The 26,711-nt window shown below is 61.7% G+C and carries 14 protein-coding genes; 10 read left to right on the top strand and 4 right to left on the bottom strand.

Going from position 1 to position 26,711, the window contains the following annotated elements:
* Window positions 1–308: 308 nt before the first annotated feature.
* A complete protein-coding gene (locus GUY40_RS10870) occupies window positions 309–5,147 on the bottom strand; it encodes a dermonecrotic toxin domain-containing protein (protein ID WP_166568960.1) in 4,839 nt (1,612 codons plus the stop codon).
* A gap of 227 nt (window positions 5,148–5,374) precedes the next feature.
* On the opposite strand from GUY40_RS10870, the gene GUY40_RS10865 reads away from it, so the two are divergent.
* Both GUY40_RS10865 and tadA read left to right on the top strand, forming a co-directional pair.
* Complete coding sequence (locus GUY40_RS10865) at window positions 5,375–6,757, top strand: multicopper oxidase family protein (protein ID WP_166568959.1); 1,383 nt, start codon at window positions 5,375–5,377, stop codon at window positions 6,755–6,757.
* Window positions 6,757–7,239, top strand: a complete 483-nt coding sequence (gene tadA / locus GUY40_RS10860) for a tRNA adenosine(34) deaminase TadA (protein WP_166568958.1) — start codon at window positions 6,757–6,759, stop codon at window positions 7,237–7,239. Before GUY40_RS10865 ends, tadA begins: the two co-directional genes overlap by 1 nt.
* A 142-nt stretch (window positions 7,240–7,381) precedes the next feature.
* Here the strand turns inward: tadA and mltF are convergent, their stop codons facing one another.
* Window positions 7,382–8,842 carry a membrane-bound lytic murein transglycosylase MltF gene (gene mltF, locus GUY40_RS10855; RefSeq protein WP_166568957.1) on the bottom strand — a complete coding sequence of 487 codons (1,461 nt, stop codon included), beginning with the start codon at window positions 8,840–8,842 and terminating at the stop codon, window positions 7,382–7,384.
* A gap of 235 nt (window positions 8,843–9,077) precedes the next feature.
* On the opposite strand from mltF, the gene purL reads away from it, so the two are divergent.
* Both purL and GUY40_RS10845 read left to right on the top strand, forming a co-directional pair.
* Window positions 9,078–12,974 carry a phosphoribosylformylglycinamidine synthase gene (gene purL / locus GUY40_RS10850; protein WP_166568956.1) on the top strand — a complete coding sequence of 1,299 codons (3,897 nt, stop codon included), beginning with the start codon at window positions 9,078–9,080 and terminating at the stop codon, window positions 12,972–12,974.
* Window positions 12,975–12,976: 2 nt separating this feature from the next.
* A complete protein-coding gene (locus tag GUY40_RS10845) occupies window positions 12,977–13,288 on the top strand; it encodes a YqfO family protein (RefSeq protein ID WP_166568955.1) in 312 nt (103 codons plus the stop codon).
* 469 nt (window positions 13,289–13,757) lie between these two features.
* On the opposite strand, the gene GUY40_RS10840 is transcribed toward GUY40_RS10845, so the two are convergent.
* Both GUY40_RS10840 and GUY40_RS10835 read right to left on the bottom strand, forming a co-directional pair.
* The gene (locus tag GUY40_RS10840; protein WP_166568954.1) at window positions 13,758–14,279 is read right to left on the bottom strand and encodes a murein L,D-transpeptidase family protein; all 522 of its coding nucleotides are present in this window, start codon (window positions 14,277–14,279) and stop codon (window positions 13,758–13,760) included.
* Between the two features lie 65 nt (window positions 14,280–14,344).
* The gene (locus GUY40_RS10835; protein ID WP_166568953.1) at window positions 14,345–14,899 is read right to left on the bottom strand and encodes an NUDIX hydrolase; all 555 of its coding nucleotides are present in this window, start codon (window positions 14,897–14,899) and stop codon (window positions 14,345–14,347) included.
* A gap of 132 nt (window positions 14,900–15,031) precedes the next feature.
* On the opposite strand from GUY40_RS10835, the gene GUY40_RS10830 reads away from it, so the two are divergent.
* The 6 genes from GUY40_RS10830 to GUY40_RS10805 all read left to right on the top strand — a co-directional run bounded on the left by GUY40_RS10830 (window position 15,032) and on the right by GUY40_RS10805 (window position 26,638).
* On the top strand, window positions 15,032–15,631 hold the full coding sequence (locus GUY40_RS10830; protein WP_166568952.1) for a CoA pyrophosphatase: 600 nt from the start codon (window positions 15,032–15,034) through the stop codon (window positions 15,629–15,631).
* Window positions 15,632–15,672: 41 nt separating this feature from the next.
* The gene (locus GUY40_RS10825) at window positions 15,673–16,200 is read left to right on the top strand and encodes a gamma carbonic anhydrase family protein (RefSeq protein ID WP_166568951.1); all 528 of its coding nucleotides are present in this window, start codon (window positions 15,673–15,675) and stop codon (window positions 16,198–16,200) included.
* Window positions 16,197–16,409, top strand: coding sequence for a DUF1289 domain-containing protein (locus tag GUY40_RS10820; protein ID WP_166568950.1), 213 nt, complete (start codon window positions 16,197–16,199; stop codon window positions 16,407–16,409). Before GUY40_RS10825 ends, GUY40_RS10820 begins: the two co-directional genes overlap by 4 nt.
* A 185-nt stretch (window positions 16,410–16,594) precedes the next feature.
* Window positions 16,595–17,776, top strand: a complete 1,182-nt coding sequence (gene purT, locus GUY40_RS10815; RefSeq protein WP_166568949.1) for a formate-dependent phosphoribosylglycinamide formyltransferase — start codon at window positions 16,595–16,597, stop codon at window positions 17,774–17,776.
* Window positions 17,777–17,903: 127 nt separating this feature from the next.
* The gene (locus GUY40_RS10810; protein ID WP_166568948.1) at window positions 17,904–22,508 is read left to right on the top strand and encodes a dermonecrotic toxin domain-containing protein; all 4,605 of its coding nucleotides are present in this window, start codon (window positions 17,904–17,906) and stop codon (window positions 22,506–22,508) included.
* Window positions 22,505–26,638, top strand: a complete 4,134-nt coding sequence (locus GUY40_RS10805; protein ID WP_166568947.1) for an NEL-type E3 ubiquitin ligase domain-containing protein — start codon at window positions 22,505–22,507, stop codon at window positions 26,636–26,638. Before GUY40_RS10810 ends, GUY40_RS10805 begins: the two co-directional genes overlap by 4 nt.
* Window positions 26,639–26,711: the final 73 nt, after the last annotated feature.

Here is a 26,711-nt window from a genome sequence, read left to right as displayed (position 1 = left end):
GATGGGCTGCGCAGCGGCCCCTGAGGCCATTGGTATCTGCGATTGAGCCAGCGATTGTAGGTGATTTCAGAATCGCCGGGGCCGCTGCGCAGCCCATCGCGGCCAGGTCCGCTCCTACAAAAGCTGCGGAGTTCAGTTCCTTAACTGACTGGCATTGGGGCTAGCCCGCGATGCAGGCGCCGCTGTGTTCCTGATACAACGCGGGGGCTGCATCGCAGCGGTTCGGCGCTCCGACAAGCCTTGCTCCTACAGGGGTTTGCCATCAATCTGGGGTGCCAGCCATGGCTGGCACCTTCACTTCAGGTAGATCAATGCACCAGGCGCATGCCCATTGCGTTCAAGGCGCTGACGAGTCCAGGCAAGCTCCTGTACTCGACTTGATCAACGCTGGGCCACGTTGGCCGACTGATGCGCAGTCGGCCATTGTCCAGGTGCTCGATCGGGGTTCTGACTCGCTCGTGATTGTGGCTGAGATGGACCAACACTAATTTCTCTTCTTCCGGCCCGATGCTGAAGTCACCCGCTCGGGACAACTTCGAATCATCAACCCGGATTACTGTGCCCGTGCGGGTCGGCAGGTTCAGGCGTAAATCGGCCTGGACTCGTTTGAACTCCAAGTGCATGCCCTTGCGAAAGAACCCACCGAGATCGACGCCCACCGAGGGCGTGCTCATGGCGGGTGCATCTCTTACATACAGCCCTATGGCGCCGCTCAATTCGCTGACGCCTGGCGTGGCGTTGAAGGTGTTGACATGGCTATTGCCCACCAGGGCGATCCATTTGCCTGGATTGAGTTGCTGATCGAGCCGAATGATTGATTGTGCGTGGAAATTGAACAGTTTGATCCGGTCGCCATCCTCGCCGATTCGATAAGACGGCAAACTGTCCAGGGCCTGTATCCGGATCCCGTGTTTGTGAGCGTGTTCCAGGATGCTCTGGAAGGTGTAGATCCCTTCACTGTCCGTTCTGTGCCCACTGTCGAGTACTTGCAGATACTCTTTGAGGGTATCGCTGAACCTTCCGCGGCGGTTGAACCGGGCAATATCGACGGCGTGCAGGTCATTGAGCAGGTGTTCCAGGTAGAGGGTTTTGATCTGCAGATCAGACAAGGCTGCCATGTTGTCGATGAGAAATTGCTTGCTGGCAATGGAGCTATGCACTTCGCCGATCACCAGGCCGCTGCTGGATGCATAAATCTCATTCAAAATAGCCCGCCCCGAGGCATCGGCTGCCAGCGTGGGGATTCGCGGGCGCCGGGGAAAGCGTTCAGGCCGGGCGAGGTGGGCGGTCGAGTCCGTTTCAAGGCGAATGCTGGCCTCGGTGTGTGCATGGTGAGCAGCTTCGTTGGCAGGATCGCCAAGGATCTGGTAACCCGGTTTGAAAGCACGTGGATATATCGCCGCCTGCTGCAAGGCTTCGCGATGTATTTGCGGTAGATCATAAGGGCCATGTACGTCCTGGTGCACGGGAACGGAGGGACGTTGGCGCAGACGGCCAATACTGCCACCGCCGCCGCCCCCGGCACCCTTGGCAAGCAAACCATAGAGATGGCCGTGGGTATCCCACTGCCCATCCAGGCCGAGGGCGATGGCTTGTTGGTAACCCTTGAGGCGAGTGCCTTTCAGGCGCCAGGTGGCCAGGCTGGTATCCCATGTCACTTGATGTGTGCGGCCAGCGACAAGCACAAAGTCGCCGTCGGCATGCTGATAAATGCCGCGATAGCGTCCTTGAGTGGCAGGTGTCAGGTTGAGCAAGGAGGGCGGGCTGGCATGCTCGTAACCGGCAAAGCGTGCCGCGCGCTCCAGGGTGTAATTGCCAGTTGCCACAGTGAGCGCACCGCTGGTCAGCTTGCGTTGCTGACGCAGCAATGTCACACGCCGGACGCTGGCGGCTTTGCCGGCGCCCGGTAGCAAGTCCACGGCAGCATCTGTCAGCGCCAGCAAAGCCTGCTCCAGGGCATCCAGTGATTTACCGACCTCACCGGCAATCAGAGCCTTGGCCGCTGTCGCGCTGGCGTCGAAAAAGTCATACAGCGCAATGGCTGTGCCGACAAAGGGCACAAGCCCCAGGGCAATCTTCAGGTAGTTGAAAATCATGCCGCTTTGGTAGGCAAAATTCTCCAGCCAGAGCGTCTGGTTACTTCTCGACGTTGCCCGGTGCGCTTCCAGAACGCGACCCTGATGAGCATCAAACAGGTGCTGCGCCAGCGAGGTGGTGGAGGGCCAGGGGACTCCAACGCCAATCAGCGCGTCAAAACCCCTTTCGATGGCTTCCCGGATTCGCTGAACATGTCTGTCCGGGTCGCCCAGCAGGGCTCGGCTGGCCAGGTATTGATCCATGCCGCTTTGTTTGCTGAGTTCGTAAAGACCGGTACGCGCGCTTTCCAGGCTGTTGTATGAGAGGACCGGGTTGAGCGGATGATCAGGCAGGTAAAGCAAGGTGAGCTTGCTGGCGCGGTCATGGATGAAGGTGACCCCGGACAACGTGGTGGGTCGGTTGTCGGTATCGCTGCCGCCCGGGGCCAGATAGGCGGGGAGCAATTGCAGGTCATGGCCTTGGGCTTTGAACGCACGAGCGCTTTGGGCATCGGTGGCGATCTTTAATAATGAGCAAGCCGCCTCACTGAGTGTTCCGTTGGCGCGAGCGTAGATCGCCTGCATGTGCAGCATGAGCCGCAAGGGCTCGCGCAGGCATTCGCGACGGAACTCCCGGGCGAATCGGTCTTCGCCAATGCCGCGATAGGTGGCGAGTATCTGTGTTTCGTACAGCTGTGCCAGGTCGAGCGACTCGATCAGGTTGATCAGGTAGGTTTGGTTCAGAGTGTCGAGCAGGGCCTGTTTGAGCGTGGCATCACCCGTTTGCGGCTCAAGCTCCAGATAGTTCAGGCGCAGGCGAGTCGTGTCATCGATATGGGTCATCGCCAGCTCCGCGAGGGATAGGCGAACGCGCTTTTTGCTGACGAGTGGTACCAGTTTCTGTGGGGTTCCGGGAGCTCCACCGCCCGCAACGGGTTCTTTCCTGAAGCTCACCGATTCGGGCAGGTTCAGAATAATGGCGCTGCCATCAAAGTCTGGGAAATCCTTGCACAAGCGTTCGGTCAGGCGAGCCTGGTTGAACAGTGGGCGTGCAGGCAAGTCGCGCTCAAGGAGGTTGAGTGAACGACGCATGGCGATAATGTAGTCGTTGATCAGCGGTTTGAGTGGTTGGCGAAATTCTTCGGACAGGTTGCGCAACCAGTTCGGCAGGCTGTCGTAAAGCGTTGCGCTGAGCTGCTGCTCGTTGAGCAAGGTGTACGCCAGATCACGCGCATCATGCACAGGTACCTGCAGTTGACTCAGGATCAGGGCGTGATGTTCCTGCAGGGCAGTGGCGAGTTCGCTTGGGGTGTTGGCAGGATTGGCCCGGGCACTGACGTACAGTTGCGCGGCGTGTTGCAGTTGATGGTCAAGGCTTTGTTTGATCGGATCGTCTCCCGCCGGCTTCAGCAATAGCGACTGGCTGGCGTGCATTGGGATCCCGAAGTACCTCAGCAGCGCGCTGCGGTTGGCACATCGCAGTAATCCACCGCCGATGCCCGGCCAGTAAACCAGCAGGCCAAGTTCGCTGAGCGGGTCATCCAGCACGGCTCTGCGGGTAATCAGGATCACCCCGTTCAAGGCCTTCAATCCCGCGCCCGCGGGCTCGCTCAGCTCAGGGAAGACCGCCACGGTGGTCGAGCTCGAAGGCAGGCCGGCGGGCGCTGCAGCGAGTATCTCCTCGATCATTGCCAACTCATCGGTGTCGATCTGACCGAGCAGCCGCTGAATCCTTGCTTCAAGGCGTAGTGCGGAGCACCGGGCGTCGTAAAGGGGGCGCAGCAGCGCTTCGCGGTGTCCGCTCTGATACAGGTGGATCTCTGCGAGCAGGGCTTTGGCCGCGGTGTCTGCATCGCTGCGCACCTGGATTAGCGCTTCATGCAGTGCGGCCAGAGTCTGGCACTCTGATTCGGTCAGGTTGGCGAGGGCCTTGCTCTGGGTGCCGAGTTGTTGCAGGCGGATCTCGTAGGGGATGTCCTGGTAGAGCGAGCCGAAGTCGAAAAATGAGTCAGTCAGTCCTTCGGTCTCCTCAAGTGTCACCACCGGGGCTTCGGCGAACACGCCGGGGTTCCTGCGATGCAGGTCTAGCAAGTCGGCGCTGTCGAGGGCGAACTCGGCCTGGCTTGCCAGGTCGCTGCCATGGTCGGCTTGAAGTGCTGCGACAAGTCGGTTTCGCCAGTGTTCGAGGATCTCCAGGGCGCCTGCGGCGAGGCCACTGTCCGAGCCGACATACTGGAGCGGATGCCCTGTCAGCGTTTGACCGAACAAGGAAGAGCCCTGGTCGTGCAGGAAGGTTTCCATATCCAGGCGACTGCCAAACCAGCGCAGGGGCAGAGTATCCCAGGGCAGGTAGAGCAATTGCGGCGCCTGGGTGCCATGCGCCGATATCACCAGGGCTCCGGGCTTGGGAAGTTTCAGGGTTTCGATGTAGAGCTTTTCATTGTCGAGTCGCAGCCATTCGGGGCTGTCGATGACCGCTTGGGCAGGACGCAGTTGTTCAAGGCTCAGTTGATAGTGGGCAAGAGCTGCGTTGATCGCCGCCTGGAAATGGGCGCGATACTGCGCGATGGCATGATTTCGGCGGGGCAGCGGGGTGCCGGGCGCTCGTTCATCCCAATAGGCGGCCCAGTGCTGGAGAACAGCGGCTTGCGAATGCACGGTCTTGAGTTTCGCAACCAGTTCATTGGGGCTCAGAGTGGCCAGTGCATGGCCAGCGGGGAGGCCGGCTATTCGCCAGTGTTGGTCCAGATCGGCAGGCAAGTCCGGGTGCTGGCGGACAAACTCACAGAGGCAGGCCAGGTTGATGAAGATCGGGGGTTGGTTGTCGTCTTTGCTTGAGCTCAGCAGGTAACTGTTTTCGGCGTCGAGCAGCAGATGATCGCGTAGCGTCTGGCGGATCGAGGCCCGGACACCGGGCGCTTGCTCCAGCAATTGGTGCAACGTACTGCGGCTCGTTTGCCACGGATGACGGCTATCGAGCATGAGGCCGACATCCTGCACGGATGAGGGTGACCAGGCGTCGAGCGAAAAGTCGACCGGGCGAAGGATGTGTGGGGTGAAGTCGTCAGGCATTGGGACCACTTTTTCTAACGGGGCCAACCAGGAGGGTCGACGAAAGCTCGATTGGACGGCACGTCAGCCATGGTCCAGCGGTATATGTTTGTGCAGGCACAGGTCGATTCGCGGTAACTCTTCACTTAAGCTTTCGCAAATGCAGGTGTATCGTATTCGCCCTTCTCGCCAGCGCCGAGCCCGGCACTGGCATGCAATTGTTCTGGAAATACGAGGTACCTGCGTTCATGTCCTTTACCCGTCGACAAATGCTCAAGGGGCTGACCGGCCTGGTGGTGGTTGGCCTTGGAGCCGGTGGCGCGACGCGTTATTGGCTGGGCCGGACGGACCCCAATGCCGGCCACGACTATGAGCTGATCGCGGCGCCGCTGGACGTGGAGCTGGTCCCGGGTCACAAGACCCCGGCCTGGGCGTTCGGACCCTCGGCACCGGGTACCGAATTGCGGGTGCGTCAGGGTGAGTGGTTGCGGGTGCGCTTCATCAATCACCTGCCGGTCCCGACCACTATTCACTGGCACGGCATTCGCCTGCCGCTGGAAATGGACGGTGTGCCTTATGTGTCGCAACTGCCGGTGTTGCCGGGCGAGTACTTCGATTACAAATTCCGCGTGCCGGACGCCGGTAGCTACTGGTATCACCCGCATGTGAGCAGCAGTGAGGAGCTGGGTCGCGGCCTGGTCGGGCCGTTGATCGTCGAAGAGCGCGAACCGACCGGTTTCAAGCATGAGGCCACGCTGAGCCTGAAAAACTGGCATGTGGACGAGGAGGGCGCGTTCCTGCCCTTCAGCATTCCTCGCGAAGCCGCGCGCAACGGTACGCTCGGGCGGCTGACCAGCATCAACGGTGTGCACAAGGCCGCCGTTGAATTGCCGGCCGGCCAGATCGTGCGCGTGCGGTTGTTGAACCTGGACAATACGGCGACCTACCGCCTTAATCTGCGCGGCAGCTACGAAGCGCAGCTGTACGCGCTGGACGGCAACCCGATCACCCCGCGGCCACTGGGCAAAGAGTATTGGCTGGGCCCGGGCATGCGTATCTGCCTGGCGCTCAAGATGCCGCCCGTCGGCGAGGAAATCTCCTTGCGCGATGGCCCGGTTCGGCTCGGTACATTGCGCTCGGTCGCCAGCGCACAGGCGCCCGACAGCGAATGGCCCAAGGCGCTGCCGGCCAACCCGGTCGCCGAGCCGGACGTGGCCAACGCCGAAAAGCTCAACTTCAATTTCGAATGGGTAGGATCGGTCTCGGTGGGCGTGGATAATGGCCGCCCGCCGAGCCTCTGGCAGATCAACGGCAAGGCCTGGGATATTACCGACAAGACCTGCGCCGACCGGCCGATTGCGACCCTGCAGAAGGGCAAGAGCTACATTTTCGAATTGAAGAACATGACCCAGTACCAGCACCCGATTCACTTGCACGGCATGAGTTTCAAGGTGATCGCCTCCAATCGCCGTGACATCGTCGAGCCGTATTTCACTGACACTTACCTGCTCGGCAAGAACGAGCGTGCCCAGGTGGCCCTGGTGGCTGATAACCCCGGCACCTGGATGTTCCATTGCCACGTCATCGACCACATGGAAACCGGCCTGATGGCGGCGATCGAGGTGGTTTGATGCGCCAGCCACAGATCATCGACCGCAGCATGGACCAACACTACATGCGCGAAGCCCTGGCGCTGGCGGCGCAAGGCGCGGCCATGGGCGAGGTACCGGTGGGCGCGGTGCTGGTCCAGCACGGCGAGATCATCGGGCGCGGGTTCAATTGCCCGATCAGCGGCAGCGACCCCAGCGCCCACGCCGAGATGGTCGCCATCCGTGCCGCCGCCCAGGCGGCGAGCAACTACCGACTGCCGGGCAGCACCCTGTATGTGACCCTTGAGCCGTGCAGCATGTGCGCGGGCTTGATCGTGCATTCACGGGTCAATCGGGTGGTGTACGGGGCGTTGGAGCCCAAGGCTGGGGTGGTGCAGAGCCAGGGGCAGTTTTTTACCCAGGGATTTCTGAATCACCGAGTGCTCTATGAGGGCGGGGTCTTGGCCGAGGAGTGTGGAGCGATCTTGAGTGAGTTTTTCAAGGCGCGGCGAGCCAGGCAGTAAGTCTGTAAGCGCGTCTGCCCTCGCAAGTTTATGGTGCCTGGGCCGACGTCATCGCGAGCAAGCTTTGCTCCCACAAATGCCCCCCGCGCAATATCGGTGTAAATGGAGATGGGTGTGGGAGCAGAGCTTGCTCGCGATGCTTTTAGAGCTGCGGGGTCTGCTCGGAGGGCTTGGTCTTGTCCACGCCCGGCACATGCAGGCTGCTCTCCGCCACCTGGCTGCCTTCAAGCTGCGGCTGGGTCACCCAGGTCAGAATGTCGTAATAACGACGGATGTTGGCCACGAAATGCACCGGTTCGCCGCCCCGGGCATAACCGTATTTGGTCTTGCGGTACCACTGCTTCTGCGACAGGCGCGGCAGCATCTTTTTCACATCCAGCCACTTGTTCGGGTTCAGGCCTTCGTTGGCGGCCAGTTTGCGGGCGTCGTCCAGGTGGCCGCCGCCGACGTTGTAGGCGGCCAGGGCGAACCAGGTGCGGTCCGGCTCCTCAATCTTGTCGTCCAACTGGTCCTTGACGTACATGAAGTATTTGGCGCCGCCGCTGATGCTCTGCTTGGGATCCAGGCGGTTGGACACGCCCATGGCCTTGGCCGTGCGCTGGGTCAGCATCATCAGGCCGCGCACGCCGGTCTTGGAGGTGACGGTCGGTTGCCACAGGGATTCCTGATAACCGATGGCGGCCAGCAGGCGCCAGTCGACCTGTTCTTGCTTGGCTGAAGTCTTGAAGTGTTTCTCGTATTTGGGCAGGCGCTGCTGCAAGTGTTGCGCAAAGGTGTAGGCGCCCATGTAACCCAGCACATCCACGTGGCCGTAGTAGCGGTCTTTCAGGCGTTGCAGGGTGCCATTCTTTTGCACCTTGTCGAGAAACGCGTTGATCTCGTTGAGCAGGCTGTTGTCGTTACCGGTGGCAACGGCCCAGCGCTGGTCGCGGGCATCGCCCAGGTCGAAGGCGACCCGCACGTTGGCGAAGTAGACCTGGTTCATGGCCACTTCATTGGAGTCGACCAGGGTCAGGTCGATCTGACCTTCGTCGACCATGCGCAGCAGGTCAACGACCTCTACGGCATCAGACTCTTCGTATTCGAGCTTTGGATATCGCTTTTTCAACTCCGCCAGCTGATCGGCATGGGTACTGCCCTTGAGCACCATGATGTGCTTGCCGACCAGGTCGGCCGGGTCGGTGGGACGTGACTTGCCGCTGCGGTAGATGATTTGCGGGGTGACTTCCAGATACGGGTGGGAAAACCGCGCCTGGATCTTTCGGCTTTCACTGCTGACCAGCCCGGCCGCGGCGATGACCGGGCCTGAGGGTTTGCTCAGGCTGGTAAAGATTTCGTCGAGGTTGTCAGCGGTTTCAATCTTGAGTTCAACGCCCAGGTCATCGGCGAAACGCTTGACCAGCTCATACTCGAAGCCGGTTTCGCCGTTGCGGTCTTCGAAGTAAGTGGCCGGGCTGTTGCGGGTTATCACGCGCAGCACGCCGTCCTCCTTGACTCGCTCAAGGGTGCTTGGTTTATCAACACAAGCACCGAGCATAAGGAAGAATCCGATTGCGATGAGCCAATTGGCGCAGCGCTGGCGCAAAGCGGTCTGGGCAAACATGAGTGCAGTATACGCAAAGGATAACCGGTGCCATATCTCGACAGTGATTGGCTTGTCTGTTAGTGCGATTGCGCCATGGCCCCGTGAGATGGGGCAAAACAGCTCATTGGCCAGCCGCCGCTTGCCGGGCCGACGTTCGGCGATTGCATCGCACGCCGTTTCGGGTGCCGTGGGCCGCGGATTAGGCTAGAATGCACGGCCTCTAAGCACACCCCTTCCTGAGGCTGTCCCGAAGATGTTGATCCTGCGCGGCGCTCCTGCCCTTTCTGCCTTTCGCCACGGTAAATTACTCGAGCAATTGAGCCAGAAAGTCCCCGCTGTTAGTGGCTTGTATGCTGAATTCGCTCATTTCGCCGAGGTTGACGGCGTTCTGACCAACGACCAACAACAAGTCCTGACTCGCCTGCTCAAGTACGGCCCAAGCGTGCCGGTTCAGGAACCCAGTGGCCGGATGTTCCTGGTGCTGCCGCGTTTCGGCACCATTTCGCCCTGGTCGAGCAAGGCCAGCGACATTGCCCACAACTGTGGCCTGAGCAACATCCAGCGACTGGAACGCGGTATCGCCTTCTATGTCAGCGGTGAGCTGAGTGAAGCAGACGCGGCTCTGGTGGCCGATGTATTGCACGACCGCATGACCCAGATCGTGCTGGGCAAGCTTGAAGAGGCTGCCGGCCTGTTCAGTCATGCCCAGCCCAAGCCGCTGACCGCCGTCGACGTACTCGGCGGTGGCCGTGCCGCGCTGGAAGCCGCCAACGTCGAGTTGGGCCTGGCCCTGGCCGAAGACGAAATCGATTACCTGGTCACCAGCTTCCAGGGTCTCAAGCGCAACCCGCACGACATCGAACTGATGATGTTCGCCCAGGCGAACTCCGAGCACTGCCGCCACAAGATTTTCAACGCCAGTTGGGACATCGACGGCCAGAGCCAGGAAAAAAGCCTGTTTGGCATGATCAAGAACACCTACCAGATGCACAACGAAGGTGTTCTGTCGGCTTATAAAGACAACGCCTCGGTGATTGTCGGTTCCGTGGCCGGTCGTTTCTTCCCGAACCCTGAAACCCGCCAGTACGGCGCGGTGCAGGAGCCGGTGCACATCCTGATGAAGGTCGAGACCCACAACCACCCGACCGCCATCGCGCCATTCCCGGGGGCGTCCACCGGCTCCGGCGGCGAGATCCGCGACGAGGGCGCGACCGGCCGTGGCGCCAAGCCAAAGGCAGGCCTGACCGGTTTTACCGTGTCCAACCTGCAGATCCCTGGCTTCGAACAGCCATGGGAAGTGCCGTACGGCAAGCCTGAGCGTATCGTCACCGCGCTGGACATCATGATCGAAGGCCCGCTGGGCGGCGCTGCGTTCAACAACGAGTTCGGTCGTCCGGCCCTGACTGGTTACTTCCGTACCTTCGAGCAGTCGATCAACACCCCCCACGGCGACGAAGTGCGCGGCTACCACAAGCCGATCATGCTCGCTGGCGGCATGGGTAACATCCGTGAAGATCACGTGCAAAAAGGCGAGATCACCGTCGGCGCCAAGCTGATCGTGCTCGGTGGCCCGGCCATGCTGATCGGCCTGGGCGGCGGTGCTGCATCCTCGATGGCGACCGGCACCAGCTCGGCTGACCTGGACTTCGCCTCGGTACAGCGCGAAAACCCGGAAATGGAACGCCGTTGCCAGGAAGTCATCGACCGTTGCTGGCAGCTGGGCGACAAGAACCCGATCGCCTTCATCCACGACGTGGGTGCCGGTGGTCTGTCCAACGCCTTCCCGGAGCTGGTCAACGACGGCGGCCGTGGCGGTCGTTTCGAGCTGCGTAACGTGCCGAACGACGAGCCTGGCATGGCGCCGCTGGAAATCTGGAGCAACGAATCCCAGGAACGTTACGTTCTGGCGGTCGATGCCGCTGATCTGGAACGCTTCCAGGCCATTTGCGAGCGTGAACGTTGCCCGTTCGCGGTCGTCGGTGAAGCCACCGCCGAGCCGCAACTGACCGTCACCGACAGCCACTTTGGCAACAGCCCGGTCGACATGCCACTGGAAGTGCTGCTGGGCAAGGCCCCGCGCATGCACCGTTCGGTCGCCCGCGAAGCGGAGCTTGGCGATGATTTCGACCCGAGCGGCCTGGACCTGACCGATTCCATCGAGCGCGTCCTGCACCACCCGGCCGTGGCCAGCAAAAGCTTCCTGATCACCATCGGCGACCGCACCATTACCGGCCTGGTTGCTCGCGACCAGATGGTCGGCCCATGGCAGGTGCCGGTGGCTGACGTGGCCGTGACCGCCACCAGCTTCGACGTCTACACCGGTGAAGCCATGGCCATGGGCGAGCGTACACCGCTGGCCCTGCTCGACGCTCCGGCGTCCGGGCGCATGGCGATCGGCGAGACCCTGACCAACATGGCCGCCTCGCGCATCGGCAAGATCTCCGACATCAAACTGTCGGCCAACTGGATGTCCGCTGCCGGCCACCCGGGTGAAGACGCCCGCCTGTACGACACCGTCAAGGCGGTCGGCATGGAGCTGTGCCCTGAGCTGGGCATCACCATCCCGGTGGGCAAGGACTCGATGTCCATGAAAACCCGCTGGAGCGATGAGGGCGCAGAGAAGAGCGTCACCTCGCCAATGTCGCTGATCGTGACCGGTTTCGCGCCTGTCACCGACATCCGCCAGACCCTGACCCCAGAGCTGCGCATGGACAAGGGCGAGACCGATCTGATCCTGATCGATCTGGGCCGTGGCCAGAACCGCATGGGTGCCTCGATTCTCGCCCAGACCCACGGCAAGCTCGGCAAGCAGGCTCCGGACGTCGATGACGCCGAAGATCTGAAAGCCTTCTTCGCCGTGATCCAGGGCCTGAACGCCGACGGCCACCTGCTGGCTTACCACGACCGTTCCGACGGTGGTTTGCTGGTGAGCGCCGTGGAAATGGCCTTCGCGGGTCATTGCGGTCTGATCCTGCACCTGGAATCGCTGGCCGAATCCAGGGAAGAAATCGCAGCGGTCCTGTTCAACGAAGAGCTGGGTGCGGTCATCCAGGTTCGTCAGGACGCCACCCCAAGCGTGTTGGCACAGTTCAGCGCTGCTGGCCTGGGCGACTGCGTTGCGGTGATCGGCAAGCCGGTCAACAACGGCGACGTGGTCATCAGCTTCAACGGCGATGTGCAGTTCGAAGGCCAGCGCCTTCTGCTGCAACGCCAGTGGGCTGAAACCAGCTACCAGATCCAGCGCCTGCGCGACAACGCCACCTGCGCCGAGCAGGAATTCGACGTCCTGCTGGAAGAAGACAACCCGGGCCTGAGCGTCAAGCTGGGCTTTGATGTCAACCAGGACATCGCCGCGCCATACATCAAGAAAGGCGTGCGTCCGCAAGTGGCCGTCCTGCGTGAGCAGGGCGTCAACGGCCAGGTGGAGATGGCGGCTGCGTTCGACCGCGCCGGCTTCAACGCCATCGACGTGCACATGAGCGATATCCTCGCCGGTCGCGTCGACCTGAACGAGTTCAAGGGCCTGGTGGCCTGCGGTGGCTTCTCCTATGGCGACGTTCTCGGCGCCGGTGAGGGCTGGGCGAAGTCGGCACTGTTCAACACCCGTGCCCGCGATGCCTTCCAGGGCTTCTTCGAGCGCAACGACAGCTTCACCCTGGGTGTGTGCAACGGTTGCCAGATGCTCTCCAACCTGCACGAGCTGATTCCGGGCAGCGAGTTCTGGCCGCACTTCGTGCGTAACCGTTCCGAGCAGTTCGAAGCCCGTGTGGCGATGGTCCAGGTGCAGGAGTCCAACTCGATCTTCCTGCAGGGCATGGCCGGTTCGCGCATGCCGATCGCCATCGCTCACGGCGAAGGCCATGCCGAGTTCGCCAGCGAAGAAGCACTGCTGGAAGCCGACCTGTCCGGTTGCGTGGCGCTGCGCTTTGTCGATAACCACGGCAAGGTCACCGAAACCTACCCGGCCAACCCGAACGGCTCGCCGCGCGGGATCACCGGCCTGACCAGCCGCGACGGTCGCGTCACCATCATGATGCCGCACCCTGAGCGGGTCTTCCGTGCTGTTCAGAACTCCTGGCGTCCTGACGACTGGAACGAAGATGCGGCCTGGATGCGCATGTTCCGCAATGCGCGGGTCTGGGTGAACTAAGGATGTTCAAGCTCTGCTTCTACGTGCCGACCAGCCACGTCGAAGTGGTCAAGAGCGCCGTGTTCGCCGCCGGTGGCGGTCGGATCGGCGCTTATGACAGCTGTGCCTGGCAGGTGCTTGGCCAGGGACAGTTCCGCCCGCTCGACGGCAGCCAGCCCTTTTTGGGGCAAACTGGTGTGGTTGAGCAGGTGGAGGAGTGGAAGGTCGAGCTGGTGGTTGCCGATGCGTTGATTGCCGCGGTCATCACGGCCCTGAAGCAGAGCCATCCTTACGAAACACCCGCCTATGAAGTCTGGCAACTCGCGGACTTCTGACCGGCATAAAAAAACCGGCGCCCGAATATCGGTCGCCGGTTTTTTTATGGTTCATCGCGCAAGATCTAAAGCCGAATAAACAAGGCTGGCAACTCCAATCTCACAGGCCATGGCACGTTGCAACAAATGTGGGAGCGGATTTATCCGCGAAGCGCCGCGCGGGCGGCGCGCGATTTCGGCAGCGCCGGAAAACCCAAGGCAAGCACTTGGAAGCCTTGATACGGTCTTCAGGAAACCCTCTTCATTCTGATGGGGGAGGCGAGGGGGCCTGTCAGTGGATCGCCGGAGCCGTGTGAGGTGCCTGCCTTGGTTTTTCCATTGTTCTTGAGATCGAGCGCCGCCCGCGCGGCGCTTCGCGGATAAATCCGCTCCCACATTTGTTGCAACGTGCCATGGCCTGTGAGGTTGGGGTTGTCAGCCTTGCTTGTAAGGCGGGAGATCGCGGTGGCGCAGGGGCAAAAAAAGTCGATCAGGGGCGGATTTCGACCATGGTGCCGTCCTTGACCATATCCCATACCTCACGCATATCGTCGTTGCGCATGGCGATGCAGCCTTCGGTCCAGTCCAGGGTCTGGAAATACCACTCCGGGTATTCTTCCGACAGCGGTGTACCGTGGATCATGATCATGCCGCCGGGCGGTACGCCCTGATTACGCGCACGTGCCGAATCGGTAATGTTGGGGTAGGAAACATGCATGGCCAGGTTGAAGCGGTCGCTCACCTTGCGCCAGTCGATCCAGTAAAAGCCCTCGGGGGTGCGCTTGTCGCCTTCGCGTTGCTTGGGGCCGTTTGGTTGCTTGCCCAAGGAGATGCGGTAGCTTTTCAGTGGCTCGCCGCGGCTGATCAATTGCAGCTGACGGGCGGATTTCAGTACCAGGATCTTGTCGACCGACGGTTGCGCCGTGACCGGCTTCGTCTCGATGGTTTGAGTGAAGGACGCCGACGCCTGGGTGGCGACAAAAAGGCAGAAGAGGGCAAGCAAACGGCGCATCTTGAATCGGTATCCTGAATGTGAACGCACCGCTGATGCGGGTGCCAGTATTGGGCGAATTATAGTCAAGCCTTGGGGGGCTGTGCCATCAGTGGTGCCAGAGTCTCATTGCGAACGGGGTAATGATTCTCTCGCCGATCGGCGAAATAGCATTCAAGGGTGCGACCAACGGTCTTGAAGGCCAGCTCCGACCAGGGGATTTCGTCCTCGCGAAACAGCCGGACTTCGAGGCTTTCGGTGCCGGCTGCAAAGTCCAGGTCAGTCAATTGCGCCCGGAAAAACACGTGGACCTGGCTGATGTGTGGCAGATCGAACAGCGTGTACAGGTGCAAGTCAGTGACCCGTGCGCTGGCTTCTTCATCGGTTTCACGACGGGCGGCCTGTTCCAGGGTTTCACCGTTTTCCATAAAGCCGCCTGGCAAGGTCCAGTAGCCCCTCCGTGGCTCGATGGCGCGCCGACACAACAGCACCTGATCGCCCCACAGCGGCAAGCAGCCGGCGACGATATTCGGGTTCTGGTAGTGGATGGTTTCGCAGTGAACGCAGACGAAACGCAAGCGATTATCGCCTTCGGGGATGCGGTGCGTGACGGGCTGGCCGCACTGGCTGCAGAATTTCATGCTTATATTCCTGATGACTGTCGCTATCTTGGGGGCAGCTGGCGGTACCAGGCAAGTCCGATTGACGCAGGGGGTTGGGCGGGGGCGCGCTTTGGTGCATGATGCAAGACAGGCTTTGATTCGAGAGAGACCATGCTGGACGAGCTACTTCGACGAGTAAGCGCCCATACGCCGCGTACGCTGGAGACGGACCGACGTTTCCCTGAGGCAGCCGTATTGTTGCCGATTACCCGTAGTGAAGAGCCCGAGCTGGTGCTGACCTTGCGCGCCAAGGGGCTCTCGACCCATGGTGGCGAGGTGGCCTTTCCCGGTGGCCGGCGCGACCCGGAAGACCCGGACCTGGTCTTCACCGCCCTGCGTGAAGCCGAAGAAGAAATCGGCCTGCCGCCTGGGCTGGTCGAAGTGATCGGCCCGCTGAGCCCATTGATCTCCCTGCATGGCCTGAAAGTCACCCCTTATGTCGGGCTGATTCCCGACTACGTCGAATACCGCGCCAACGACGCCGAAATCGCCGCAGTCTTCACGGTGCCGCTGGAGTTCTTCCGCCAGGACCCGCGCGACCACACTCACCGTATCGATTATCAGGGCCGCAGCTGGTATGTGCCCAGCTACCGCTATGAGGGCTACAAGATCTGGGGGTTGTCGGCAATCATGATCGTCGAACTGATCAACCTGCTTTATGATGCGCGCATCAGCCTGCATCAGCCGCCTGAGCGCTTCACCCCTATGTGAGCGGGGCCACCCGCCGTCAGCCGAGCCTTGAGGAACACCGCATGAAATACCGCCTGGGCGACTCGCGGGTCGAAACCCATCCTTGCAGTTGGGTTGCACCCAACGCCACCCTGATCGGCAAGGTTCGCCTGCAGGCCGGTGCCAACGTCTGGTTTGGCGCCGTGCTGCGCGGCGATAACGAACTGATCGACATTGGCCCTGACAGCAATGTCCAGGACGGCACCGTGATGCACACCGACATGGGCTCGCCGCTGACGATCGGTACTGGCGTCACGATCGGTCATAACGCCATGCTGCACGGCTGCAGTGTCGATGATTACAGCCTGATCGGCATCAACGCGGTCATCCTCAACGGTGCACGCATCGGCAAGCACTGCATCATCGGCGCCAACACGCTGATCGGTGAAGGCAAGGAAATCCCGGACGGTTCGCTGGTCATGGGTTCGCCAGGCAAAATCGTGCGCGAATTGACCGATGCCCAGAAGAAAATGCTCGAGGCCAGTGCCGCCCATTACGTCCAGAATGCTCAACGCTATGCCCGAGAACTCGCCCCGCAGGAAGAATCATGAGTGACGAACGCCCGGTGCGCTCCCCGTGCATCAATGTCTGTGCCCTGGACAACGACGATATCTGCGTTGGCTGCCAGCGTACCGGTGATGAAATCACCCGCTGGGGTCGCATGGACAATACCGAGCGCCGCCTGGTGCTGGGGCTGTGTGACCAGCGTGCCCGGGCCAGTGGCGCGTTGATCGCGCAGGTTACCCCGCAATCCGCCTGATCCATTCCCCATTCGTTGAAATCCACCCCTTCGCGGGCTTGTCCGCGAAGGGGTCAGACGGCTGGCGCGCACGCAAAAACGCGCCGACCGGCTCAAACCCCGAGTGCAAGATCAGGTAAAATGCCAGCCTTTCACGGGGTTGCGCTGAGCCTGCGGCCCTCGAACCGTTGCACTGAGGATCTGAAATGACCCGTATCGGAACCCCGTTGTCGCCGTCCGCGACGCGCGTACTGTTGTGTGGCTGTGGCGAACTGGGCAAGGAAGTGGTGATCGAGCTGCAGCGCCTGGGCGTTGAAGTGATTGCCGTCGACCGTTATGCCGATGCGCCGGCCATGCAAGTCGCTCACCGCAGCCACGTGATCAACATGCTCGACGGTGCGGCCTTGCGTGCGGTGATCGAGGCGGAAAAACCTCACTACATCGTTCCGGAAATCGAAGCCATCGCCACCGCCACCCTGGTGGAACTCGAGGCTGAAGGCTTCACTGTCGTGCCGACCGCCCGCGCCGCGCAGCTGACCATGAACCGCGAAGGCATCCGCCGCCTGGCCGCTGAAGAGCTGGACCTGCCGACCTCGCCCTACCACTTCGCCGATACCTTTGAAGACTACCGCAAGGCGGTTGAAGACCTGGGCTTCCCGTGCGTGGTCAAGCCAGTCATGAGTTCTTCGGGCAAGGGCCAAAGCCTGCTCAAGAGCCGCGACGACCTGCAAAAGGCCTGGGATTACGCCCAGGAAGGCGGCCGCGCCGGCAAAGGCCGGGTCATCGTCGAAGGCTTTATCGATTTCGACTACGAAATCACCCTGCTGACCGTTCGCCATGTGGGCGGTACTACCTTCTGCGCGCCGGTTGGCCATCGTCAAGAGCAAGGCGACTACCAGGAATCCTGGCAGCCACAGGCCATGAGCCCGGTAGCACTGGCCGAATCCGAGCGGGTTGCCAAGGCAGTGACCGAAGCCCTGGGCGGCCGTGGCCTGTTCGGCGTCGAATTGTTCGTCAAGGGCGATCAGGTCTGGTTCAGCGAAGTCTCGCCACGCCCGCACGACACCGGCCTGGTCACCCTGATTTCTCAGGACCTGTCGCAATTCGCCCTGCATGCGCGGGCCATTCTCGGCTTGCCGATCCCGCTGATTCGCCAGTTCGGCCCATCGGCATCGGCCGTGATTCTGGTCGAGGGCCAGTCCACCCAAACCGCCTTTGCCAACCTCGGCGCCGCCCTGAGCGAGCCCGACACTGCGCTGCGTCTGTTCGGCAAGCCCGAAGTCAACGGCCAGCGGCGCATGGGCGTGTGCCTGGCGCGTGACGAATCCATTGATGCCGCTCGTGCCAAGGCTACCCGGGCTTCCCGGGCGGTCAAGGTCGAATTCTAAGCACCTGATGCATCGCGGGCAGGGCACCCACGCCTGGCCCGCAATCCTCTGGGTGGTATTTCCCTAACACCCAGCCCTCCCTGCTTTTCGTTTGACTCAGGCTTCCTCCTCTAACTGGAACCTGACAATGACCAGCAGTTTTTCTCCCTTCGGCCTGATTGCCGCCAGCGCAACCATGGCCAACAGCCTCAGCAAACACTTTGCCAGCCGTCCTTCATTGCGCTCCGTGGCTTCGGCCCTGCTGCGTGAACAGTGGGCACAGCCTCTGGCCCTTACGCCGCAGGACCCCGCCAAAATCTTTATTGTGACCCCGGTCTACTCAAGCGATGGCGAGAGGGAAGCGGCCGATGGGTATCACTGTCTGGCGCTGCCCGATGCCCTGATTCTGCGCTTGTGCACCGGCGCGACCTTGAATCTGATCGAGGGTGTACAGTTTCTGACCACCGAGGCCGGCGCTGAATTTCCCCAAGCCCTTGAGGCTGATCTGCATGCCCTCGAGCTGATGCTCAATGAGCTTGGCGCAGACCTGCTCGACCACTACAAATCCCGGCTTGTCGACTATTGGAACCTTGCTCAAGGTCAGTCGGTGAGCCCTTGGCAGTGGCTTTCAGGGCACCTGTTCGAGCAATTCAAAATGGCCGTGGCGGCGCGCACCGCCGACCAGACGATCGATCAGCTGGAAGCTGCCACCGCCCTGGCGCTGGCTGACTATCCCGAGGCCCGGAGCAGAGCCCGAGTGACGGGCGCAACGCAGACTCAGGCTTACCTGTTGAGCCTGGACCCGACCGGCGCGTTGGGTATGCACCCGCAACTGGCCAGCGCCATTGTGATTGAGCGCAAGATTGAGGCTCCAGCGCGTGAGATCGTTCTTTTGTTCACCCTGACCGGTGAACTGCGCCGCTATAGCTCCCGCCAGGCGCTGGCGCAGGCACTGGCCAGGGAGATGGGCACTGGCACCTCGCCCGGTGCCCATGAGCTGAACCTTCATACACCCGCAGGCAATATCTTCCAGGCCCAGGCCCGTACCTTGCTGGAGCAGCAATTGCTGTGCATCGACGTCATTGCCAGCTCCTGGCAAGGCCAGTCCCCGGACTTTTTGCAGCCTGCGCTCGAGCAGGCCACGTCCTTGCTGCAAACCAGCGGCCTGGAGGAGAAGAACCGCCTGGAGCAGCTATGGAAGGCGCTGCCTGACTGGTTGGCCGATGCCGACGCCGAAGAAAAGGTTCGTTACCGCGACGGATTGCTGGCCCTCGCCCAGTCCCAGGGGCAAGGCAAAGGCGAGTGGGTGCTGGAGGGGGTGGAGACGATCGATGAGTACGCCACGCGCCTGTTGAGCGAGCAGATCGCCCGGGACGGCATTGACCTTCAGGGGCTTGCATTGGCCGATATCGAGATCGTCAACCAGCAGGTGACGGCGGTGCCGGTGGGCGGCCCGGGCAATCCCTCGGCAGCCGGTGCGGTCGAGACCGTCACCCTGTCGCTGGTCCGCTTCGCGCTGGAAAACCTCGGAGCCTTGCACCCCGGCCGCGTCCAGGTCAGGGCGCAAGGCGGGCACAGCCTGCCAGACAGGTTGACGGTTGAATACCTCAAACGGCTGGTCCAGCAAGTGGATGTCGGCGGCAATTACCCGGGGTATCTGCGCTCCTTGTTGCTGGACGATCCGGAGCAGGCCCGGCACCGAGAAGCATTGCTCAAGCAGCAGCTTGAGGTGCAGGTGCCGTTGCTGGCCTTGCAATACAGCATCCAAGGCCACAATGGACTTGATGAGCGCGGCTGGCGCTGCGTGAATGCAGCCTTTCAATCAGCCGGCCTGCGTCGCGCCGGGGGCCAGCCCATCACCCTCGCGCGGCTTGGCTTTGTGTCCCGCCCGGGTGCGGAGCCTGACGTTGCTCTGGGCGCCTATGTCATCGGTCCCGCCGAGACCGCCTACGGCCCGGTCATTCTGTACCGGCCGTTGCATCTGGAGCCGCTGGTTCAGTTCAACTCGCGCCAGGCCGTGCTGGAGACAATCAAGACCGACACGGCGCTTGAGGCCGATATCCTCCGGCGACTGCCGGAAAAACGCCGACCGATTTACGCCCTCGGGGGCTTCGAATCGCCCCATATCGTGCGTTTTGGCAGCGGTTCCGATTTCGCCCCAATCGACACGCCAGCCCCGGCCACCCTCAGTGAAGCAGTGCTCGGAGACGATCTGATCACGCCGCTCTATCACGATATCGTGGGTGAAATGATCGAAGTGGCGCATCAACAATCGCTATCGACCGCGCAAAGCCGCTGGGCGAGTTTCTGGGAGTTGGGCTGGTTGATGTTCAACACCTTGTTGCCAATGGTTTCAGGGCCTGTCGCCACGGCCGGCTGGCTGCTCCAGGCGATGGCCTCGGTTCAAGGAGCGCTTGCGGCCCAGGCAAACGCAGACAAGGCGACCCAGGCTGAACGCTTGGTCGATCTGCTCTTCAATATCGTGCTGGTGCTTTCGCTGCGGCGTTACGAGGTCGAGCCCGGGACGCCGCAACGCCCCGCTGAACCGGTTGCGCTCACCCCCAGGATTACCCCGCAGGCCTTGACCAGCCCCTCCAGTCAAACCCTGCAGCGCCTGGACTTCTCCTGGTCAGCGATTGCAATGCTCAACGAGCGGCAACGCGTCGAGTTGGCATCCTTCAAGATCGCAGCCCCTGCTGGCGCGCTTGCCCCCGTCCCCCATGGCCAGTTCAAAGGCCTGTACGAGCACCAGGGCGCCTGGCTGGCCAGGGTCGATCGTGATTACTACCGGGTGGCGCTTGGCACCGACGAGGTGCGCATTATCGATGCCGCAGACGATGCGCATCTGGGGCCATGGTTGCGCGCCGACGCTGAGGGAGAGTGGGGACCGGACCTGCGGTTACGCCTGCGAGGCGGCGCCGACCGCCCTGAAAGCGCTGACGTCGAGCGCAGGATCGGCATGCTGGAGAAGCTGTGGACTGGCTTCAACGCACAGAAAGAGGCGCTGCACGACGCGCTTGCAGCGCAGTTCAAGGTCCTCGATTCCATGCCGGAGTCCTCGCTGGCCAGCGACCCGCTGCGCGAGGCGTACGTGGAGGATTTGGACAAGTACCTGGCGCGTCTGAGCCTTGCCGACGATGCCTTGAAAAAGCAGAACGACTTGCGAGCGGTCGCCCGCTTCAGCGAAAAACATGCCGATTATATCTATGAGCTGGCGCTCCGCTCGCAAGAGCAAGCGATGCATGTGCATTGGCTGTTTGTGGACAAGGACAGCAGCTTTCACACTTATGTGGATTCCTTCGCCCATGGGCTGAGCACGATTTTCGAAGAGGGCACGGCGCAGGATCGCGCGCAGTTTTATCGGCACTACACGGATTCCTTGCAGTTGATCGATCGCGCGATCCTCTTGCAGGACCGTGACGAACAGCTGAAGACAGAGCTGTTCAGCGTGCCGCCGTTCGGCAGGAAATACGCCGCCAACCTTGAGCGCGCCGGGCGCCAGGTCAAGTCGGTGTTGGCGTGGAGAGCCCAACGCTTGGGCTTCCTGTGTGTGCTGGCGATTCGCGACCTGACCCAGACGCCGGGGGTCAATGAATTGTTGAAAAATGCCGGCAGCCGCGCTCGGGTAGCGGGGCAAACCCTGCTGGCACTGGAGAAAGGTTATGACCCGGAGCAGATGATCGAGCCGTTGCAGAGCGTGGTCGAGCAGTTCTCCCGGGCCGAGGACAACGCCGAGAACTTCAGGCTCAACCTGGACGTGGGACAGCGCACGCCAGAGCTGGATCGCTTGATCACCTGCATTGCCGAGTTGCGTGAACTTGCCCGGGCCAGGCTGGATCGGGCCAGAGACATGCTCGATGAGTACCTCCCGGTTGCCACCAGGCCCGGCAAAGCGGCGGGCACCCTGATCAGAACGCGCCATCGCGGTATTGTGGTCGGGCGTTTGCGCCCTGCGGCCGGGGCTGATGAGCAGGCGCTGGTCGAGCTCGTAGAGCCGGTCAGGAACGAAGTGCTGGCGACCTTTCGACAGCACAACAGCGATCAGGTCTGGGATGAGGTCGCAACGCGCAAGCCCGGCAACGCGGATAAAGGCCGACCGCTGGATGCGATTGTGGGCGAGGCGCGAAAGTGGCTGAACGGGACCGAACGGGTGATCGAGAACGCTCGCTTGCAATCGAAAACCGCAAAAATCCCGGTGGAAATCGAGGAAATCCTTCAACACCGCGCCACGCGTTTGCAAGGCTTGGCGGACGACATCGAGACGGCGTTGACCCGCAGCAATGTCACCGACCGCCCGACGCTCGAACACGGCTCCAGTGTGGTGCTCGACCATGCCTTGACCACTGCTGCGCAACGTTGCATGAAGGAGGGGCGGTTGTTGCGCATCGCCATGACCAAGGCTCGGGCGCCGACCGATACCGGGGTTGACTACCTCGTCCAGCAGAAACAAGTGGTCATTTCACCAGTGGGTGGTCGAGTGCCGACCGCCGACAAGAAAGGTTCGGATTTCCTTCAGGAATACGTCATCAAGGACCTGGAAGGCCACGCGCTTTGGTACGCCCACTTCCACTACCCCAGCCGTTCCACGGTGGCCGGCGGTTTCAAGGTGGCTCATCTGAAAACAGCGGCGCAGCGGCACCTGGGGTTCAAGAAGCAGCTCAAGGATGGCTTGCCGGTGGTGCCTGTTTACCGTTACCCGATCAGCCCGGCGCTGGCTCAGGCCTTGTTCCTTCATTCGGAGGCACGCGCATGAGCGAGCATTCCGGGCAAAGGTCGATCAACGAATACTGGGTCAGGCAACTTCTGCCCGCCTCGCTGATCGCAGCCAAGCCAGCCCTCGTGCGACGATTGAGCCACAGTTTGAAGGCCAGCCAGCAGGCGCACGATGAGGTGCTTGAGGCCCTCAAGTCACTGCAGACCCCTGACGATTTTGCCGCACCCTTGCTGAGTGCCAGCCTCGTGTCCGCATTCGGCGAGGGCCTGGATATTCACAAGGATCAGTACTGGCACGGCAAGAAAGTGGCGGTCATACCTGAGCAGGTCCCCATCGTCACCTCCATCTGGCAGCCGCGCTATTTCAAACACAGCTTGTTGCAAGCCGCCTTGCACAATTTTTCCGCGCAAGAAGCCGCGCCGATCTACACCCTGGATCGCATTGAGCGGGCGTCCTCGCTTCCCCTGCAGGTGGCGATCACCCCTGAACGCTTTGCCGCCCACTGCCGCGAGCTGGACCTGGGTGGCCGCTATCAGGCGCACCTGGAGCAGGTATTCGCGCCAGAGGCCACGGCCGCGGCGATTACCCGCAGCAAGCGCCATGACCTGGAAGTGGCGGCGCACATGGCGTTGTTGCTGCGTCATATCAGCCCGCCTGTGTATCAGCTGATCCTGAATATTGCCAGTCTCAAAAACACAGCCTCGTCGCTGTGGCAGTCGGTGACCTACAAGCAGTTGCTCCTGTCGGGGCGGGCCATGGCCGATATCGTGCTGATCGAGTGCTGGTGTGCGCCGCAGCACCTGGATGATTTCAATCTGCACTTGCCCCGGTTGTACAAATTGGTGGTGTACATCCCCAATGACCCGCGCGCGCCGCTGCGCGAGTACGGGACTTTCGCGGCGTTTGAACAAGACTTGATCGGCCGATTGCAGAACGAGCGCTATCGCCAGCGACTGTGCCGCTTTGTGCGCCGCGACGAAGCCTTCGCGCTTTTGAACCAATGGCAAGCGCAGGCCGCGGGGCAGGGCAAGGTGTCAGCCACGTTCGACACTCGCCCGATCAGCGCTCCATTATTCGACAGCCTTCACCGGCTACTGCTCGAGCGCCTCAAGCAGGATGCCGGTTTTATCGCCGTGCCGAGTGCCCGGGATGATCAGAAGGCCCAGCGTGCAACCTTTCAGGACGCCGTGTCGATGGGGCTGGATGGGTTGGTCATTGCCTCGTTTTTCGTGCCCGGGCTTGCCCAGTTGATGCTGGGGGTGATGGTTGGCCAGCTCATGTATGAGGTGTTCGCGGGTTTCGTGGACTGGGCTTCAGGGGATCGGCGCAGCGCTTTTTTGCGCCTGACCGTGGTGCTCGAGCAGTCGGCCGGGATCGCGGCCTTCGGGTTGGTCGCCGGGGCGACCGCTTATGCGAGCCAGCAGGCCGGATTCTTTGAGCGCTTGGTGCCGGTCAGATTGGCCAATGGCAAGACCCGCTTGTGGAATCCTGACCTCACCCCCTATCAATGCGGTGAGCCGCCCGCACTCGGCGTGGCTGAAGATGAGCAGGGCTTGATCGCGCAAGGTTCAAGCCAGGTGATTCGCATGGACGGCACGGCCTATGAAGTGATGTTCGATGAGGCGTTGGGCAAATGGCGCATCCCGCACCCGCGCAGGCCACAGGCCTACGCGCCGGTGCTGGAGCACAATGGCGCCGGTGCCTGGCGGGCCAGCTTTGACAGTCCGATGCACTGGGTTGGGGCGCGTTATTTGTTTCGCCGCCTGGGGCCGCGCTTCTGGACGCTGCCTGACCGCGCCATCGATCAGGTCCTGCAGTCGACCGGGATCGACGAGGCCGCTTTGCGTGAGATCCATCTGCAGGGCGATCTACCGCCGGGGCGCCTGCTCGATGCGCTTGAGCAGCTGCCTCTGGATCCCCCTGTCACGGCAGCCGGGGCGGCCGAGCCAGGTGCTGGCGAGCGCTTGATTTGTCGCGATTTCCCTTCATTGCCGCTGCCGGTGGCGCAGCAGATCATTGACCAGGCCACTGATGCAGAGCGCGAACGCATTGTCGAGGAAGACCGCTTGCCCTTGCGCCTGGGTGAGCTGGCGCGTGTCCAGCTGCAGGAAGTGCGGATCGATCGCGCCATTGCAGGTTTTAATCGAACCTCTCACAGCAATGCGGATACCGAAACACTGTTGGCCGCCTGGCGCCACCAGGCCACGGAATTGGAGGGCGATCAGCGCCGGATGGCCGCTGCCTGGGCAAGCGCCGACCGAGAGCGGTCTGCCGGTTTGTTGGGCATCATCCGCCGTCGCGAGCGCTTCAACCCGCCACAACGTGAGGTCGATCATCGCTTGGGCTATGCGCTCAGCGGGCGTGGTGCCCCTGCACTGGTGCGCTCGACCCAGGCCGATGAGGTGCGCGAGCTGTTCCCGGGCATGTCCGACAGGCAGGTAGCCGATTACCTGCAGGCGGTCCAGGTGTCAGGCGAACACATCAGCGTGAACCTGCAGCGGCGCCGCAACGAGTTTGAGCTGCTCGAACAAACCCTGCATCAATGGGAAGTCGCCGATACCGGGACTCTGGTAGGCGTCTGGCGCTATTTCAGGGGCGGTAGAACCCAGGCCAGCCGGATGCTTCGGCGTGCCTGGCGGCGGCAGACAACGTGCTTCAGCTCCAATGGACGAGTGTATGGCTACCGCCTGAACCTCAGCGGCGCCAGGGTCACCCAATTGCCGGAGTTGCCCGCATTGATCGACTTCAGTCATGTGGTCGACCTGAGCCTGAACCATATGCGTCTGTCGCAGATTTCCGGAAACTTTTTGAATCGTTTCTCATCCTTGATCTGGCTGGATGCCAGTCATAACCGCCTCAGCGCGCTGCCAGCCGAACTTTCTGCGTTGACTGAGCTGCGTTCGCTCAACCTGCAGGACAATCGTATTGCGATCAGTACTTCCCAGGCGGGGGTAGTGAACTCCCTGCGCTTTCTGGAAGAGCTCAATTTGAACGGCAACCCAGTCGGGCCTCACCTGGACCTGAGCAGCTTGTCTCGCTTGCAGGTGCTGGGGTTGCGCGAAACGGGTATCAGCAGCCTTCCCCAGGGGCTCTTGAGTTCGGTGGTTTTGCGCTCGGCGGACCTTCGCAATAACGCTATCGAGACGTTGCCAGAAACTTTCTTTCAGCCCGAGCGCCCGGATCGTTACGTGGTGTTGGCGGGTAACCCATTGTCCGAATCCACTCGGCAGCGGCTGGCTGGCGTTCGTGATTACGCTGCCGGGCCCTCATTGGCACGGCCGCTGAGCGGCTTGCCGGCCAGGCTTCAAGCGCTTTGGGGAAGTGCGGCGAGCAGTGTCACCGGTGGCCTGCAGGCTGGGCAGTGGGCTGGGCAGTGGGCGTCGCTGTACGCCGAGCCCGGTTCACGGGATTTGCTTCGGCTGCTGCTCTCGCTTGAGCGAACCAGTGACTTTCGTCTGGGTCGCCTGGACCTTACGCGGCGGGTCTGGGCCGTGGTCCAGGCGGCACTGGACAGCACCTTGCTGCGGCGGGAGTTGTTTTCGCTGGCAAGCAGTCCGACCTCCTGCATGGACAGCGTGATTTCCATGTTCAGCCGCCTGGAGGTGAAAGTGTTGCTGCACGAAGTTCAGGTGCAAGCGCGCACCGGGGATGATCCTGCGGGTTTGATCGGCCTCGGGCGCGGCTTGTTTCGTCTGGAACAACTGGAGCGTTATGCACGGCACGATATCGATACCCGCAGTGCCGGCGGCGGGGAGTATCCGCTCGATCAGATCGAAGTGAACCTGGCCTATCGAGTTCGCCTGGCGGATCGGCTGGCATTGCCGGGGCAGCCTAGATCCATGGAGTTTGGGGCGATTGCCGGCGTGACCGCGGCAAATCTGGAAGCGGCCGTGGCGTTCGTGTTGGCAGCCGAGCGAACCCCGCAATGGCTCGATTTTCTCTGCGCGCGGGATTTCTGGATCGAGTTCCTCAAGCGTCGCTACCCGGCGCGCTTCGCAAGCCTGGGTGAGACCGACTATGAGGCGCTGGAGGCGCTCGAGTTACAGAGGGGGGCGCTCGGTGACGCTGAGTTTGTCGCCAGGAACGAGGCACTGAAGCTCAATTACAACCGTGCCGAGCAAGCACTGATCCGCACATTGACCGAGCAGGTGCTGCAATCGGGCACCTGAGTGTTGGATAGCTGGCCCTGAAACCCTCAGGGCCAGTCCGCGCGCCGGTCAGGGGTTGAGCGTCGGGCGATTA

Source organism: Pseudomonas sp. R5(2019) (assembly GCF_009905435.1).
Lineage (GTDB): Bacteria > Pseudomonadota > Gammaproteobacteria > Pseudomonadales > Pseudomonadaceae > Aquipseudomonas.
Note: the sequence above shows the minus strand (reverse complement) of the source record. Positions and strands in the feature narration are given on the sequence as shown.